At 37.5% G+C, this 15,284-nt stretch carries 16 protein-coding genes and 1 pseudogene; 11 read left to right on the forward strand and 6 right to left on the reverse strand.

All coding sequences use genetic code 11. The features are described from left to right. Positions 1–14: 14 nt before the first annotated feature. Both ada and PZ638_RS10730 read right to left on the reverse strand, forming a co-directional pair. Positions 15–1,091, reverse strand: a complete 1,077-nt coding sequence (gene ada, locus PZ638_RS10725; protein ID WP_036957739.1) for a bifunctional DNA-binding transcriptional regulator/O6-methylguanine-DNA methyltransferase Ada — start codon at positions 1,089–1,091, stop codon at positions 15–17. A 177-nt stretch (positions 1,092–1,268) separates the two neighbouring features. Beyond that, on the reverse strand, positions 1,269–2,189 hold the full coding sequence (locus tag PZ638_RS10730) for a helix-turn-helix domain-containing protein (RefSeq protein WP_226617036.1): 921 nt from the start codon (positions 2,187–2,189) through the stop codon (positions 1,269–1,271). 88 nt (positions 2,190–2,277) lie between these two features. On the opposite strand from PZ638_RS10730, the gene PZ638_RS10735 reads away from it, so the two are divergent. The 5 genes from PZ638_RS10735 to PZ638_RS10755 all read left to right on the forward strand — a co-directional run bounded on the left by PZ638_RS10735 (position 2,278) and on the right by PZ638_RS10755 (position 6,976). Continuing rightward, positions 2,278–2,820: a GNAT family N-acetyltransferase gene (locus PZ638_RS10735; protein WP_110591708.1), complete on the forward strand. Its 543-nt coding sequence runs from the start codon at positions 2,278–2,280 to the stop codon at positions 2,818–2,820. 176 nt (positions 2,821–2,996) lie between these two features. Beyond that, complete coding sequence (locus PZ638_RS10740) at positions 2,997–4,424, forward strand: Na+/H+ antiporter NhaC family protein (RefSeq protein ID WP_004254427.1); 1,428 nt, start codon at positions 2,997–2,999, stop codon at positions 4,422–4,424. A gap of 15 nt (positions 4,425–4,439) precedes the next feature. Next, positions 4,440–5,429, forward strand: coding sequence for a D-cysteine desulfhydrase (locus tag PZ638_RS10745; RefSeq protein WP_164455656.1), 990 nt, complete (start codon positions 4,440–4,442; stop codon positions 5,427–5,429). Positions 5,430–5,559: 130 nt separating this feature from the next. Next, positions 5,560–6,081 (forward strand): GNAT family N-acetyltransferase, encoded by a 522-nt coding sequence (locus PZ638_RS10750; protein ID WP_094960583.1) that lies wholly within the window; start codon positions 5,560–5,562, stop codon positions 6,079–6,081. Positions 6,082–6,109: 28 nt separating this feature from the next. After that, the gene (locus PZ638_RS10755) at positions 6,110–6,976 is read left to right on the forward strand and encodes an SDR family oxidoreductase (protein WP_094960584.1); all 867 of its coding nucleotides are present in this window, start codon (positions 6,110–6,112) and stop codon (positions 6,974–6,976) included. Positions 6,977–7,283: 307 nt separating this feature from the next. On the opposite strand, the gene yqfB is transcribed toward PZ638_RS10755, so the two are convergent. Next, positions 7,284–7,613, reverse strand: a complete 330-nt coding sequence (gene yqfB, locus PZ638_RS10760) for a N(4)-acetylcytidine aminohydrolase (protein ID WP_094960586.1) — start codon at positions 7,611–7,613, stop codon at positions 7,284–7,286. 184 nt (positions 7,614–7,797) lie between these two features. Here yqfB and PZ638_RS10765 point away from each other — a divergent pair, with 184 nt between their 5' ends. After that, positions 7,798–8,580: a GNAT family N-acetyltransferase gene (locus tag PZ638_RS10765; RefSeq protein ID WP_094960587.1), complete on the forward strand. Its 783-nt coding sequence runs from the start codon at positions 7,798–7,800 to the stop codon at positions 8,578–8,580. Positions 8,581–8,717: 137 nt separating this feature from the next. Here the strand turns inward: PZ638_RS10765 and PZ638_RS10770 are convergent, their stop codons facing one another. Next, positions 8,718–9,638, reverse strand: a complete 921-nt coding sequence (locus PZ638_RS10770; protein ID WP_144140002.1) for an alpha/beta hydrolase family protein — start codon at positions 9,636–9,638, stop codon at positions 8,718–8,720. Positions 9,639–9,783: 145 nt separating this feature from the next. Here PZ638_RS10770 and PZ638_RS10775 point away from each other — a divergent pair. The 5 genes and pseudogenes from PZ638_RS10775 to PZ638_RS10795 all read left to right on the forward strand — a co-directional run. Then, positions 9,784–10,051, forward strand: a pseudogene (locus tag PZ638_RS10775) (inositol monophosphatase family protein); the annotation flags it as partial. A gap of 13 nt (positions 10,052–10,064) precedes the next feature. Then, complete coding sequence (locus PZ638_RS10780; protein ID WP_164455658.1) at positions 10,065–11,225, forward strand: MFS transporter; 1,161 nt, start codon at positions 10,065–10,067, stop codon at positions 11,223–11,225. 186 nt (positions 11,226–11,411) lie between these two features. Then, positions 11,412–11,600, forward strand: a complete 189-nt coding sequence (locus PZ638_RS10785) for an FAD-binding oxidoreductase (protein ID WP_226617037.1) — start codon at positions 11,412–11,414, stop codon at positions 11,598–11,600. A 3-nt stretch (positions 11,601–11,603) separates the two neighbouring features. After that, positions 11,604–12,377: a GNAT family N-acetyltransferase gene (locus tag PZ638_RS10790; protein WP_094960591.1), complete on the forward strand. Its 774-nt coding sequence runs from the start codon at positions 11,604–11,606 to the stop codon at positions 12,375–12,377. Between the two features lie 117 nt (positions 12,378–12,494). Beyond that, a complete protein-coding gene (locus tag PZ638_RS10795; protein ID WP_004254476.1) occupies positions 12,495–13,046 on the forward strand; it encodes a P-loop NTPase family protein in 552 nt (183 codons plus the stop codon). Between the two features lie 47 nt (positions 13,047–13,093). On the opposite strand, the gene ddlA is transcribed toward PZ638_RS10795, so the two are convergent. Both ddlA and PZ638_RS10805 read right to left on the reverse strand, forming a co-directional pair. Beyond that, positions 13,094–14,197 carry a D-alanine--D-alanine ligase gene (ddlA, locus tag PZ638_RS10800; RefSeq protein WP_164455660.1) on the reverse strand — a complete coding sequence of 368 codons (1,104 nt, stop codon included), beginning with the start codon at positions 14,195–14,197 and terminating at the stop codon, positions 13,094–13,096. A gap of 133 nt (positions 14,198–14,330) precedes the next feature. Further along, on the reverse strand, positions 14,331–15,215 hold the full coding sequence (locus PZ638_RS10805) for a LysR substrate-binding domain-containing protein (protein ID WP_136134960.1): 885 nt from the start codon (positions 15,213–15,215) through the stop codon (positions 14,331–14,333). Positions 15,216–15,284 lie beyond the last annotated feature (69 nt).

A 15,284-nucleotide genomic window follows, 5' to 3' on the forward strand; every position in this document is an offset into this window, starting at 1 on the left:
ATTTTTAGTGCAATTTAATTATTATCTGCCTTATACTTCGCCTCTTTTAGCAATAACGCTTGTTTTCGGTCAATACCCCAACGGTAACCAGAAAGATCACCATTACTCCTAACAACACGGTGGCACGGTATTGCTACCGCTAACATATTTGCACCACAGGCATTAGCTACCGCTCTGACTGCACTAGGCTGGCCAATTTTTTCTGCAATATCACTGTAACTCTTTGTTTCCCCAACTGGGATATTACGTAAAGCTTGCCAGACGCGTTGTTGAAATGCAGTACCTTGAATGTCTAATGGTAAATTTAAACCAATTTCAGGCGCCTCAATAAAACCCACCACTTGAGCGACTAGTTGTTCAAAGTCGTCATTTCCTCCAATGAGCTCTGCGTTCGGGAATTTATCCTGTAAATTATTCAATAACTGCTCAGGGTCATCCCCTAACAAAATGGCGCAAACCCCTATCGGACTTTGTGCAACTAATAATGTTCCCAACGAGCAAACCGCAAGAGCAAAATAAATTTTACTGCCTCTTCCTCCTGATTTCCATTCACTCGGCGTCATGCCTAGTCGTTGAGATGAGGCTTCATAAAAGCGACTATTTGATTGATAACCTGCATCATAAATAGCATCCGTAATTCGTTTTTTTTCTTGAAGCTGTTGCTGCAATGTTTTATGGCGAAATGCATCCGCATATGCCTTTGGTGTTAACCCTGTCTGTGCTTTAAATAAACGGTGTAAATGATAGCGACTCATACCAATATAATCAGCTAACTCTGCCAAGCTCACCGTTTGTTCCTGCTGCTCAATATAACGACAAGCCTTTTCAATTTGTTCTTGATAAAATTGGGTTAATTGTGACGTTTCTGTCCGAAAGCGTTTTCCAGCACAGTAGCCTTGTTCAATAGCTTGCTGTTCATTATCGAAAAACTCAACATTATCTCTATTTGGTAAACGCCCCGCCGCAGATGGATGGCAATAAATAGCAGAGGTTCTTACACCGTAAACAAAATGACCATCTGCGGATTTATTCCTTTCAACCACCGCTTGCCACCTCTGTTCTGGCGTTTTCCACAAATTTTTAGTTATCATCATGTCGCCCTTCGCTGGTTAATTACATTAATTATGACAAACTTCAGTCCTAAAAAACTCCGAACATTGCTTTTTAATTCTAGCTTTATCCGTCCAGCACAAGGCCATAATTACATGAATTCCAATGTGTTATTGCGTTTATAAAAAGCACTCAACAAAAATTGAACCGCATTAGTATTATTTGTTTTTCAGCTCTTTTTGTGCAATGCGTTTTTTAAATCCTGTTAACGTCATTCCTGTATGCCGTTTAAAGTAGCGACATAAATAAGATGTATCTTCAAAGTTTAATTCATCAGCAATTTGCTTAATGGATAAATTACCAATTTCTAATAATGCTTTTATTTCTAAAATAACTTGCCTATCTATTAATACTTTTGGTGGGTCATTAAAAAAAGTTTGACTAATTTTGGACAAGTAGAATGGTGTAATAGACAATTGTTCAGCATAAAATTTCACTTCTTTATGCTGCTTACAGTGAGTTGTAATTAAGTCCCAAAAACGCCAACACAGCTGCTCTTGGCGGCTTTTATTTTCTGGTTTTATAGAAATGTGTTGTGCATGATTACTGATTTCTAAAAATAAATTTTGTAAATGGTTTTTTAATTGTAATACCCCATATTTACCCCAATTAGACACTATAGCTAAAAGAATGTATCTCCAGCTTTCAAACAGTGCAACTTTTTCTAATGGAATTGAAATAACAGGAAAATCATTAAAAAAAGCAAATAATTGATTTGGTAGTACATAGGCAATTTCTGTTGCTAGCTTTTTATCAATCAACCAATATTCCAAACGAAATTTACGTGATTTGGCTTGCAGCATTGCAAAAGAATCATCGTATAAAATGATAATATCGTTTTTGCGTATCAGATGCCGTTTGAAATTAATATTGAAGACTCCATATCCTTGCTCGCATACACAAACCGCCACATAAGATGTTTTAATCGGTTTAAATTGCATCTCATCCATATTACTTTCACCAATCCGAATGGCTTCAGGTAAATCAATTTGATAATTTTTTAAATGCTGCATGATTGTTGTGTTTTGATTTGCTTCATATAACGCCATCATAACAAAAAAGTTGTCATAAGTACCCATAATGTACAAGTTATGCCCTTATTTTATTTTCATAAATACCTAAAATAGCCTTCAAATTAAGGGATACCATAACGGGGAAGATTAGAAAATGGTACTTGCAACAAATAGGTTAGTATTGCGTCCTTGGCAAGAAACAGATGCCGCTGATTTATATTTCTATGCAAAAGATGAAAGAATTGGCCCTATCGCAGGTTGGCCTGCTCACAAAAATGAAGAAGAGAGTCTTTCTATCATCAAGAATATTTTTATGCGAGATGAAATTTACGCGGTAACGTTAAAAAAAGAAAACCAAGCTATTGGCCTGATTGGATTATCATTTAGCCATGAAAGTAATTTTCCCATTGGGGAAAATGATGCAGAAGTCAGTTATTGGATTGGTGTACCGTTCTGGGGTAAAGGCCTTATACCAGAGTCAATTAACGCCATCATGCACCATGCATTTACTAATTTGAAATTAGATAATTTATGGTGTGGTTACTTTCAAGGTAACGAACAATCTAAAATTGCCCAAGAAAAATGCGGCTTCAAATACTATGCAACTCTTGAACCACAATTTATTGAATTAATTGGTGAAACTAAGACAGAAGATATTAGTAAAATAACCGCTAAAGAGTGGCAAACTCGACAGTAATATTTGATTCTATCTATACATGTGGCCAGCATTTATCTGTTTGGCCTTTTTCTTATTAATTTATTGTCACAACTCATTTCAATGATGAATAAAATTATTCTACCGTGTTCCTATTAATGCTATGATTTTTCAATAATTATAAAATTCATACTTTCACTAGGATCACAGGTAAACACATGCAGGACTATGGTATTTGGACCGTTATCACTCCCATTGTGACTATAATTTTGGCGATATTAACTCGCCAAGTCATGCTTTCATTAATGCTAGGAATATTCGTTGGTTTTACTGTCATTAACGATCACAACCTATTATTAGGTGTGCAAGGTACCGTTGATGGTATTATTGATACATTTTCATCTGCAGGGAATACGCGAACAATTGTCTTTATGGTCATGATCGGAGGGATAATGAGGCTTGTTGTTGTGACAGGCGGAGTTCGAGCATTAGTTCAGCTACTAACCAATAAGACAAAACTGATTAAAAACCGTAAATCTACCCAGTTTCTTGCCATTATCATTACTTCTCTTATTTTTATTGAAAGCTCCATTAACCAATTAGTCGCTGGTGCCTCAACTAAAAATCTAGCACGACAATATGGTGTTGCTCCTGAAAAAATGTCCTATATTATCCAAACAGCATGTGTTTCTGTTTGTTCCTCCGCCATCATCAATGGTTGGGGTGCAGTAATAATGGGATTAATCGGGGTACAAATTTCCCAAGGTCTGATTCAAGGCGAGCCCTTTGATATTTTAATTACTTCGATTGGTTACAATTTAATGGCATGGTTATCTATTATAACTATCCTATTCTATGTATTTACCAATATTTCATGGGGTCCCATGAAAAAAGCTGAAGATAAATATCAACAAAATTTTATTGAGGGGAATATTTCCCAGTTACAAAGCCAAGATAATGAAGAAGAGATTATTGATCACCCTAACGCTCATTCTTCATTAAACTTCTTTATTCCTATTTTATCTACGGTGTTAATGGTCCCTATCGCACTATATATCACTGGTGACGGTGACTTTAGCAAAGGAAGTGGTTCGACATCCGTATATTGGGGAGTCATGTTTGGTACTGTGGTATCTTTCTGTTGGTTTATCGGTCGGCGGTTACTAAATATTGATGAATTCTTTAAAGAATTATTTATCGGCTACGCCAATATGCTAAAAATCAGCTCAATTATGATCTTAGCGTTCTTGATGGGAAATGTCTCTGCTGAGTTAAACACGGGAGCCTATATTGCTGAAGTCACTCAAGGAGTTATGGCCCCAGGTTTTTCTATTGGATTTATCTTTATAATTAGCGCCATTATGTCTTTAGCAACAGGCACCTCTTGGGGAACTTTCGCGATAATGATACCTATCGGGGTTCAATTAGGTTTATCTGTAGGAATGCCTGTTGAATATATGATTGGTGCAGCAATTTCTGGCTCAATATTTGGCGATATGACCTCCCCAATTTCTGCGGATGCTATTGTTGCTTCAATGGCGACAGACTGCGAACATATTGAGCATATTCGTACTCAAATGCCTTATGCGTTAGTAACTGCCAGTATTGTTCTTGCTATTTACCTTTACCTTGGTTTTTCTTATTAATTATTGGGAGTTTAGATGTCTATCCAACAACAACTAACACAGTACGCAAAAATAGATTTACTTAACTCGTCGACTCCACTTAATCGATTGAATAATTTATCGCATAAGTTTGGTCGTGAGATTTATATAAAACGTGATGATATGACTCCCCTTGCTATGGGGGGAAATAAACTGCGTAAACTAGAATTTTTAATGGCTGATGCATTAGCCAAAAAAGCAAAAATTATTGTTACCGCAGGGGCAATTCAATCAAACCATGTCCGCCAAACTGCAGCTGTTGCTGCCATGTATGGGCTTGAATGCGTTGCGTTATTAGAAAATCCAATTAAAAGTGATAACCCTAACTTTCTGCATAATGGTAATAAATTATTAACTGATTTATTTGCCACCCGTTGTGTGATGTGTGATGAATTAACCGACCCACAATCCCAAATGGAAGCGCTAATTAAAACACTTTCTCTTAAAGATGCCTATATTGTCCCTGTGGGTGGGTCAAATACATTAGGTGCTTTAGGCTATGTCCAATGCGCTATTGAGATAGCTCAACAGAAGCCAGAACATATTGAATTTGATAAAATTATTGTTGCTTCGGGAAGTGCTGGAACCCATGCAGGGCTTGCCATTGGTTTACAAGAATTACTACCACAGAGCCAAGTTATTGGCGTGACAGTGTCACGAAAGCAACAAGACCAAGCCCCTAAAGTTGAAAAATTACAAACTGAATTGGCTCAATGGCTGTCTCTAGCTAAAACCCCAAAGGTGCAGCTGTGGGATAACTTTTTTGCCCCTATGTATGGAATGCCAAACCAAAAAGGCCTCGCTGCAATCAATTTATTAGCGAGGCAAGAAGGTATTTTATTAGACCCAGTTTATACCGGTAAAGCCATGGCTGGGTTAATTGACTACTTGGAAAGCTCTGAAGAAAAAACTCCCGTTCTGTTTATTCATACGGGTGGAGCCCAAGCATTATTTGCTTACTCAGATATTAGCCAAACAATTAAATAATCATCATCAGATAAAAGGGCTAAATAGTCCTTTTATCTTCTCTCTAATACCAAAAATGCTCTACTTTTCCTCTTCTATGACATTTATCAATTGATTGCTATACACTGATAAAGCACAGGAGAAAACATTTATGAACCAAGTTCCCCATATACTAAGAAAAGCAACGAAACACGACGCGTTATTGCTACATAAAATAGGTACGGAAAGTTATTTGCATCATTTTGCTACATTATGGAATAGCCAAAATGAACTTAACACATATTTAAATCAAGAATACAGCACAACTAAAATCACTGAGGACCTTAATCAACAGCATATTGATTGGTATATTATTGAAAATACGAGCCCAATCGGTTTAGTAAAACTAACCTATCACTCCTGTATACCTGAAACTAATTTAGTTGGTACTTTGTTAAATAAGCTTTACTTTTCTCCTGGCGCTACAGGTAAAGGTTATGGAAAAACCGTATTTAAATTTATTGAAGAGCTCGCAAAACAACAAGGTGACTCTTTGCTATGGTTAGATGTTCTCGCAAGTAACACTCGAGCAATGGCATTTTATCAGTCAAACGATATGCATATTCTAAAAGAAATGTTATTTACAAGCGAAACTCAGCAATCTCTTGAATATATTATGAGCAAAACACTTTAACTGAATATATTGTCACTATAGGATATTCATGAAAAATACAATTCTTATTACTGGTGCAACAGGCCAGGTTGGTCATTACCTTATCCAATCATTACAGAACAAAGGCTATCATGATATTGTTTTAGCGGTTAGAGATCCTGCTAAGTTGAAAAACACACCTTATCGAACTGTTGTTATGGATTATGATAAGCCAGATACTATTGAAACCGCTTTACAGGGTATAGATTCCGTTTTCATGATGACGGGCTATACCATTGATATGCTTGTACAAAGTAAGATCTTCGTTGATATTGCAAAAAAATCGGCCGTGAAATATATCGTGCACTTAGGTGCCTGTGGGGACGATAGCGCTCAAGTGGCCCATTGGGCATGGCACCAGCTTATTGAACGCTATATTGAATGGTCAGGAATACAATTTACTCACCTTCGCCCCGAATCTTATATGCAAAACTTACTGGGTTATCAAGGGGATGAAAACTTACAAAAAGGAGTCTTGCGCTCTTATTTTGGCAATGCGGTACTCAGTTGGGTAGACTGTGCCGATGTTGCTGAACTAGCGGCTTATTGCTTACTTAACCCGCAACAACATGCAGACCAAATTTATCGTCTTGGTTATGAAAACAAAAACTACACACAAATAGCTGAATTATTAACAGAACAATTGGGGATCCCTTTCAGCTATCAGGCAGAAAATCCCAATCAGTTTTGGCAACATGCCGTTAAAAATAATTTAGAACTCGCTTATATGAAAAGTATCTATGACCATTATGTCGCTTTTACCAATGGGGAATTAGACCGTTCAGGAATAATTTTTGATAATTTTCAAACTATAACGGGTAAAGCGCCAACATCACTAAAAGAATTTATTTTAAAACATCAAGAAAAATTCAAATAAACTTAAAATAGGCCTCTAATTTGGCCTATTTTTATATTATTTTTTATTCGCAATAAGTATTCCCAAAAAATTAATATTCCGCCAATAAAGGTCACTGTACTGAGTTGCTCATTAAGAAATAGAGTTCCCACAATAACCGCACTCAGCGGATTTAGTGCAATAAATACCCCTGCACCCGCAGCCACTAATGGTGAACCCCCTTAGCCCACCAGTTAAGCGTAGTATTGCTTTTGCTGTTATTAACGAGAACCAAGCATCACCGGCAACAAAGGCATTTTTACAAATTACCAAAAAACTATATTCGTGATCAGTCAGTGCTATTCAGCAATTGGTAAGTAATCACGTATAAATATTGCTCGTTTGGGTAAATCTCTTTGATAAGTGCTTTCAACGTCTCTAGGTTCATGGCTTCTTGTTTAGCATGGTATTCAGAAATGTCATCATAAGAAATGGGCTCTACCGACAATATTTTAATATCAGTATAATATTCACCTGTTTCCAGCGCGTATACCTTCACAATACTCCCAGGAACATAATGGCTCTCGCTTTTATCACGAATAGTGATAATTTTTTTACCGGAAACTACCAATGGAAGCAAGCGTTCAAAAAAAGTTATCGTGTCTGGTGCGTTATTCATAATAATTCTCTTATTTTTATACAATCTCTTTTCTAGGAAGACCTATTTTCTTATAAATCCAATAAATTGCAATAAAATGGTTCTTTTTGTGCTTTCAATTATACGAACACTATAGCGATCATTCCGTTTTATATACAATCAGGCCATAAAAATATTATCTACGCCTATAAACTGAGTACACATAATGGATAACAATGAAAATTTGTTCTATCAACAAGAATACTATTTTTGGTCTGCAATATGTGCAAATACGGTGAAAATTAGCAACCAAACTAGTGCTTATTTTTCTGAGCTACCATTGCCTATATTTAATTATATTTACCTCCACCAAGGCGCACTCATTTCAGATTACGAGAAGGCCGAAGCGCTATTCAAACAACAAGCTAAACCTTATGCACTGGTTGTTCATGACCAAATACTTTCACTATTTGAGTCAGAAATAATAACACGGAGATTAGTCTTTGATGGTGAATCAACCGCAATGATTTTGCCACAAGGGGCTCTGTCTCAATACAATTCACCACCACCGCTTAATACTGATTTTCAGATAATACAGAGTAATGATCGACTCGAAGATTGGGCTCAGCCGTTAATTACAGCATTCCCTGTCGATTTTGATACAGATGAAAGTGACTCAACTGTTACTGACGAGTATATTCGTTATCACCAAAGAGCACTTGATAAACAAACTAATATGGTGCATTTAGTCTTATTTGCTGATCAGCAACCAGTCTCAACCTTAACTATGACATTTAATAATGAAACAGCTCGACTTGATGATATTGGTACTGATATTCAATACCAAGGTAAAGGGCTCGCGACTTCACTTATTAAACATGCGCTATACCTTTGCCATCAACAAGGGATTAAACAGTGTGTATTGGAGTCATCCAGTGAAGGGTTATCTATCTACAAAAAACTGGGTTTTGAACCTATTTTTAATTACTACAGCTATATTTCGGCGTGATTTTATTGAATGCATCTTAATAATCAAGATGCATTTTACTTTACCTAAAAAAATAAGGTTTAATGTAATCACTAATCGCAAAACTGCACCTAGTGACACAATCATGGGGATTAATATAATGATAACTCCCAGTATATTTATTTTGTCACCGTTTGGTACCAATGTTGAATATCTGTCACAATTTGTTCAGTGTGCAACTGCCCATCTTTATCTTTGAAATAATGGTCTAAATCTTGATAAGAACGGTAACTAACATGGGTATTACGAACTTGTTTCATCATATTATCTGTACCATGAGCATCCACGTTGGTATCCGCCATCGTTTGTATCACCAAATGTGGGGTTTTAACTGACTGGATAAGTTTTAAATTGTCAATGGTGAGCATCTCATACCACCATTTCGAGCCATGGCCGCTGACAAATTGGTCGTTATTTAATTGCTTTTGTTTTACCGCTTCTGCAAATTGTTTAAAACCTTCCTTTGAGTTAGCAATTTCTTCTTTAGGTGTATTATTTTCAATACTATATAGAACATCATTAATGAAGTATTGGCCGCCAACATTCAATGCAACGGATGCGGTAATAAAGTTTTCTTGTGCAACAATTAAATTAGTTACCAGCGCACCTTCACTTCCGCCTAATAGCACTATGTGTTGGTAATCATTTTTTAATTGCTTTAATACTGTTACATAATTATTGGCGCGTTCTAATGGCGAGTCTTTCGACATGTAGTCAACAGGACATTCTTCTTCTGAAGCTTCTTCGCCATTAACCCCCACTTGGCTGTTTAATCCTGTTTTTTCAACTAATAAAATATCATTATGAGGAAATACAACCCCGAAATTTTTCAACATATTGGGGTTATTAATGACGCTTTTACAATCTGAGCCTTGTAATAAAACTAATAAATCCTTTGATTTTTTGGCTTGTTTTTGGATTAAATAATAATTTATATCTTTGCCTGCAAAGTGCATAGTTTGCATACTCACAGGTAAATTCTGTGCAAATACACTTAATGGATAAATTGAAAACAACAAAGGCGTAATTTTTAGTTTCATTGCACACTCATCATGTTCTATAAGGACCTTTCGACGATATTATATTGAGTTTTTTATAACAAATAGCGCCTAAAATGCCCTCGTAAAACAAGATTAAATATAGATATACGGTTTAGACCTGTACAATTTTTTTATGGCGCTTGAGAAACAAGTATTAATGACTCGCTATGGGGGGAGAATGCTATGCAATGGCAATGTTAGCAGCGGGTAAAATCGATATTTGTGTCGAATTCGCACTGGAACCTTATGATATTGTTCCATTAATCCCTATTATAGAACGTGCTATTGGCAAAGTGACTACATTAGATGGTTGCTGAGCTGAAATTGGTGGTACGGTTGTAGCAACAGGCTACCCAAACCTTCATGAACAAATTCTGGCTATCTTAATACAGGTAGTTAATTTTATCTTTTAAGAAGTATTATAAAATGCAATCTACTCAACAAGTTAATAGTCATGTTTCCTTTATGCCTGCGAAAAGGGAACAAGTTTCTACTCGAATTATTTTTTTTATTGCCGGTTTTGTTACCGCGGCCTGGGCAGCCATTGTTCCTTATGTCAAACTTAACACAGGGGCAAATGATGCCACCCTTGGCATGCTACTATTATGTTTCGGTGGAGGGGCACTTATTGCTATGCCAGTAACTGGTGCATTAGCTGCCAAATTTGGTTGCCGCCGTTTAATGGTGTTTTCTACCATCGCCTTTAGTTTGTTATTCCCCATTTTATCCTCTTTATCGCAAATTAACTTTATTATCATTGCCTTATTATTATTTGGAATTTTCATTGGCTTAACAGATTGCGCGATGAATGTTCAAGCGGTGATTGTTGAAAAATCATCTGATAAGCCAATTATGTCCGGCTTTCATGGTTTTTATAGTGTCGGGGGGATAGCTGGTGCAGGTACCATGAGTTTGATCTTGTTACTTGGTGTTTCCGCGACAATGGCATCAATCATCGTTTCAGTTATTGCCGTAGTTTTATTAGCTATTTGCTATAACGGTTTAATCCCTTACGCTAACGCCCCAACAGGCCCTCTTATCGCTATACCGAAAGGCATTGTTTTGGTTATTGGGGTTGTTTGTTTTGCCGTTTTTCTTGCTGAAGGCGCAGTTCTTGACTGGGGAGCTGTATTTTTAATTGAACACCATGGATTAGAAGAAACTTTAGGCGGCTTAGGGTTTGCTGCTTTTGCCACAACTATGACGATTGGCCGATTACTGGGCGACAAAATTGTTATGCGAGTCGGTTCCTCTCGCGTCGTATTTTTAGGTGCTTTACTCGCTTGCCTCGGTTTTGTTATTGCTGTTTTATCTCCTCATCTTATATTTGCCATCATGGGTTTTGCATTAGTCGGTGCAGGTTCATCTAATATAGTACCGGTGATGTTTTCTGCTGTAGGGAAGCAAAAAACGATGCCAGAGGCTCTTGCCGTACCTGCAATTTCAACTTTAGGCTATTTAGGTATTTTGGCGGGACCTGCAGCTATTGGTTATGTTGCTTTTCAACTGTCCCTGGCAACTGCATTATTATTAATTTCTGCATTATTAGTTATTATTGCTTTTGTGACTCGTTTTATCCGTGTGTGATTTTTTGAATCTCATAAGGCTGCCCTTGCAGGTTCAGGTAAAATACTCTGTGCTGAAGATTATATTGATGATAAGCCTGAACACAACGCGTTAGCTATCGCACAAAACGCCCTTACAACAATTAAAAATTCATTTATAGGTAGTAACACGCTAAATCTTGAAAACGCTTTCACAGGAATGCGACCTATGCCTAAAGATGAGATGCCAATTGTCGGAAAAGTTGCTGATTTCGAAGGTTTATATATTATCAGTATGCACGCTGCGATCACGCTAGCACCTTTGATATGCCAATTGGCTCAAGATGAAATCTTGCATGGGATAGGACAAGCCGCATTAGGCCCATATCGATTAACTCGTTTTGTATCAGGTAACTGACAAATGAATATTCCGTTGTACTATTTAAGACATTATCAATCGATTGAAAAAACATTTTGGACATCTATTTGTGAACATAGTATCCAGATTGCACAACACACAATTTGCTATTTAACGCCCCTTAATTCGCCAGCGTTTAACTTTATCTATTTACAGCCTGACTCGACCAGCCACGCCTTTATGCAGGCTCACAACCTGTTTATTTCACAGAATAAAAACCATACCTTAGTGATCCCCGAAGAGATGCTCCTGCAGGTGGTAACTGAGGCTGAGTCATTAGGGTATAAACGTGACAGCGTCACGACCGCAATGGCACTGACCTTAATAAAGCAAAATGAAGTTGAACTGCCTGATAACCAAGTCGATATCGTCTTAGCCAATCACGATTTGTCTTTGTGGGCAAAGCCACTGGTTTCTGCGTTTTACCTGTCAGAAGAGCACGATCAGGTTATTCAGGAATATGTGCGTTATCATGAGGATGCATTACAACAAGGCGCCCCGCAGTTTCACCTTGTGTTACTCGTTAATGGTGAACCAGCGACCTCCATGACGGTGACGATCGAAGGTACGTTAGCGCGTTTTGATGATATTGGTACCGAGCCAAGTCATCAAGGTAATGGTTATGCTTCACAACTTATTGATTATGCGTTAGCATTTTGCCGCCAACAAGGTGTAGAACACTGTTTCCTAGATGCGTCTGAAGCGGGATTTGATTTGTATAAAAAATTTGGATTTGAACCTCTCTTTCGCTATATCAATTATGTTTGGTGCAAATAATTTATAACCATAATGTTATTTGTAGAGCTATCTGAAGTGGGATCATTGTTCACACAATGGTTCCAAGCTCAGTCATTCCAGATTAATCATAATGACAAAATTATCTAATATTTACATATGAAAATTAATATTATTGGCACTAGTGGTAGCGGTAAAAGTACCCTTTGCCAACAACTTTCGCTGTTGTTAAACGTCCCTTCTATCGAATTGGATAGCTTGTATTGGTTAGCGAATTGGCAAGGTTCTTCGGATGATGCGCTTAACCAGAAACTCACCGCTGCATTAGATAAAGCGGTATCTGGATGGGTTCTTGATGGAAACTATACGCGAACCCAACCCATTAAATGGAAAGAGGTTGATATGGTGGTATGGCTGGATTACTCCTTACCAAGAACGCTTTATCAGTCGATTACGCGCACATTGTCGCGCATTCGTTCAGGACAAGAGTTGTGGGCAAATACAGGTAATAAAGAACGTTGGAAAAATGCTTTTTTCAGCCGTGATTCGATAATTCTGTGGCTACTAAAGACTTACTATCCAAATAAGAAAAGAAATCTAAGTCATATGGCAAATATCAACTTACGCCATATTCAGTTTGTTCGACTCACCTCACCAAAAGAAACAAACTTATTTTTACAACAAATGAAAGCTCAAGTTCAGGGTAAATAAACATCTCGGTAGCCATAAAAACCACCGAGATAGTATTTTTTCAGCAATTAAAGCTCATCACATGCCGTTTTCAACATCGCAGTTTGTTGGAATTTTTCAATTCCTAACTCAATCAAGCGGCTGATTAATTGCGGGTATGTCATACCAGCTTGTTGCCACAATTTTGGGTACATACTGATGTTCGTAAAGCCAGGCAATGTGTTGATTTCATTGATGACCACGTCGTTGTTTTCCGTTAAAAAAACATCCACACGGGACATTCCACTGCAATTTAATGCGCGATACGCGGATAAGGCAATCTCGCGTATTTTATCACTCACCGCAGCATCTAACTGTGCAGGAGCCACGACAGAGGCGCCATTTTCATCAATATACTTAGTGTGGTACGCATAGAAACTATCGTGTAATACGATTTCACCACAAGGGCTGGCAAGAGGTTCTTCATTACCCAGTACGGCGCATTCAATCTCACGCCCTTTAACTGCACTTTCAATAAGGACTTTCATATCAAATAAGAAAGCAAAGTCCAGTGCTACGTAAAATTCTGATTCAGTGCTGACTTTACTGATCCCGACAGATGAACCTTGATTTGCTGGTTTAATAAAAAGTGGTAAACCTAATTGCGCCACGGTCGCTTCATATTCAGTTGTTGCGCGCTCATTTTTGAGCACTGTTATAAACGGAGCAATATTTAAGCCTGCATCTCTAAGTAATCTTTTGGTAACGTCTTTATCCATACAGGCAGAGGAACCTAAAACCCCCGGACCGACAAATGGTAAATTCGCCATGCGCAATAAACCTTGTAACGAGCCGTCTTCACCTAAGTTACCGTGAACAATAGGGAAAATAACATCGATTTGTGGCAATGGCTTAGCATCTTCTAACGAAATAAACTGTTCGCTTGTTTTACCTGGAACAAGTGCGATAGCTCGCTTAGGCGTATTCAACGCAATACGAGAGGGATCATCACCATGCAATAAAAAATCAGATTCGTTATATTCATGCCATTGCCCTTCTTTATTAATCCCTAAAAGGCATACATCAAATTTATTGCGATCTAACCCATTGATAATATTTTTAGCAGACTGTAGTGAAACTTCATGTTCTGTTGATCGGCCACCAAAAATAACACCGACTCGTATTTTGCTCATTATTTGCTCCGACATAAAACACCAAACCTAGCCGAGAAATATAGCACGCAAAGAAAAGGTTATGGCATAAATTATTTATTTTTCATTAAGATTAGCTGGCTTTATGACCAAACCTTCTTTTTTTGATAGCTAATTATCTTTTATCTATCAGAGTTTCAATACTGATATTCACCTGTTCAATTAGCCACTGCGTAAAAATAGCCGCTGCACTGCCTTGCTCTACAGGTTTAGATGACAATAAATAATATGCTGAATTATCTTCAATAAAGCCATATGGCGCGGTTAATTGTTTCGATTTTACTTCATCCGCAACCATCAAAAATGACGCAAGCGCCGCCCCTTGCCCAGCCAAAGCCGCTTGTATACACAAATAAAAGTGTTCATATGTAATAGTTTTACTATTTTGAAACACTATTTCTTTTATATTTTGCCAAGTTTCCCATGCAGTTGGCCTAGATAGAGTTGACAGTAGCGTTATATGACTAAAGTTTTCTTTAAAATCAAGTTCAGGCCGAACCACGATGCCCATACGTTCTGAGCACACTTTCACCGCGCAAAGGTTGTCATTCCATTTGAAATCATTACGCCTCAATGCTAAATCAACATTCGTTTTTGTGAAATCGATAACACCACCTGCCGCCACTAAATGCACTGTAATATGGGGATATTGTTGATAAAAATGTGTAAGCCGAGGAATTAACCACTTCATTGCGATTGTAGGTTCACAAGACAAACTAACAACATCAGGAAAGGTACTGTTTTTTATCTTTTCAACACCCTCCTTGAGCTGTTCAAATATTGCACTGGTTGTTTGTAACAATATTCGTCCATTCGCCGTTAAAAATACAGCACGGTTCCTTCGTTCGAATAGCTCAACACCAAGGTGTTCTTCTAATAAACGAATTTGTCGGCTAATCGCACTATGAGTCACATTCAGCTCTTGAGCCGCTTGCACAAAGCTACCTGCTTTCGCAGCAGTGTCAAAAAAACGTAATGACGTTAACGGTGGTAGTTTCATATATAGGTAATAAAAACTGACAGATTTATGTCAGGATAAATCGCTTTTTAGTTTTATTCAATCTATTGA

Origin of the sequence: Providencia hangzhouensis, assembly GCF_029193595.2 — a bacterium.
In the GTDB taxonomy this organism is placed as follows: Bacteria; Pseudomonadota; Gammaproteobacteria; order Enterobacterales; family Enterobacteriaceae; genus Providencia; species Providencia hangzhouensis.

Coding starts and splice junctions, on each gene's coding strand:
- PZ638_RS10785 (WP_226617037.1), top strand. CDS start 11,412: ATGCCTAAAGATGAGATGCCAATTGTCGGAAAAGTTGCTGATTTCGAA.
- yqfB (WP_094960586.1), bottom strand. CDS start 7,613: ATGAATAACGCACCAGACACGATAACTTTTTTTGAACGCTTGCTTCCA.
- PZ638_RS10750 (WP_094960583.1), top strand. CDS start 5,560: ATGAACCAAGTTCCCCATATACTAAGAAAAGCAACGAAACACGACGCG.
- PZ638_RS10765 (WP_094960587.1), top strand. CDS start 7,798: ATGGATAACAATGAAAATTTGTTCTATCAACAAGAATACTATTTTTGG.
- PZ638_RS10795 (WP_004254476.1), top strand. CDS start 12,495: ATGAAAATTAATATTATTGGCACTAGTGGTAGCGGTAAAAGTACCCTT.
- PZ638_RS10730 (WP_226617036.1), bottom strand. CDS start 2,189: ATGGGTACTTATGACAACTTTTTTGTTATGATGGCGTTATATGAAGCA.
- ada (WP_036957739.1), bottom strand. CDS start 1,091: ATGATAACTAAAAATTTGTGGAAAACGCCAGAACAGAGGTGGCAAGCG.
- ddlA (WP_164455660.1), bottom strand. CDS start 14,197: ATGAGCAAAATACGAGTCGGTGTTATTTTTGGTGGCCGATCAACAGAA.
- PZ638_RS10745 (WP_164455656.1), top strand. CDS start 4,440: ATGTCTATCCAACAACAACTAACACAGTACGCAAAAATAGATTTACTT.
- PZ638_RS10780 (WP_164455658.1), top strand. CDS start 10,065: ATGCAATCTACTCAACAAGTTAATAGTCATGTTTCCTTTATGCCTGCG.
- PZ638_RS10805 (WP_136134960.1), bottom strand. CDS start 15,215: ATGAAACTACCACCGTTAACGTCATTACGTTTTTTTGACACTGCTGCG.
- PZ638_RS10735 (WP_110591708.1), top strand. CDS start 2,278: ATGGTACTTGCAACAAATAGGTTAGTATTGCGTCCTTGGCAAGAAACA.
- PZ638_RS10790 (WP_094960591.1), top strand. CDS start 11,604: ATGAATATTCCGTTGTACTATTTAAGACATTATCAATCGATTGAAAAA.
- PZ638_RS10755 (WP_094960584.1), top strand. CDS start 6,110: ATGAAAAATACAATTCTTATTACTGGTGCAACAGGCCAGGTTGGTCAT.
- PZ638_RS10770 (WP_144140002.1), bottom strand. CDS start 9,638: ATGAAACTAAAAATTACGCCTTTGTTGTTTTCAATTTATCCATTAAGT.
- PZ638_RS10740 (WP_004254427.1), top strand. CDS start 2,997: ATGCAGGACTATGGTATTTGGACCGTTATCACTCCCATTGTGACTATA.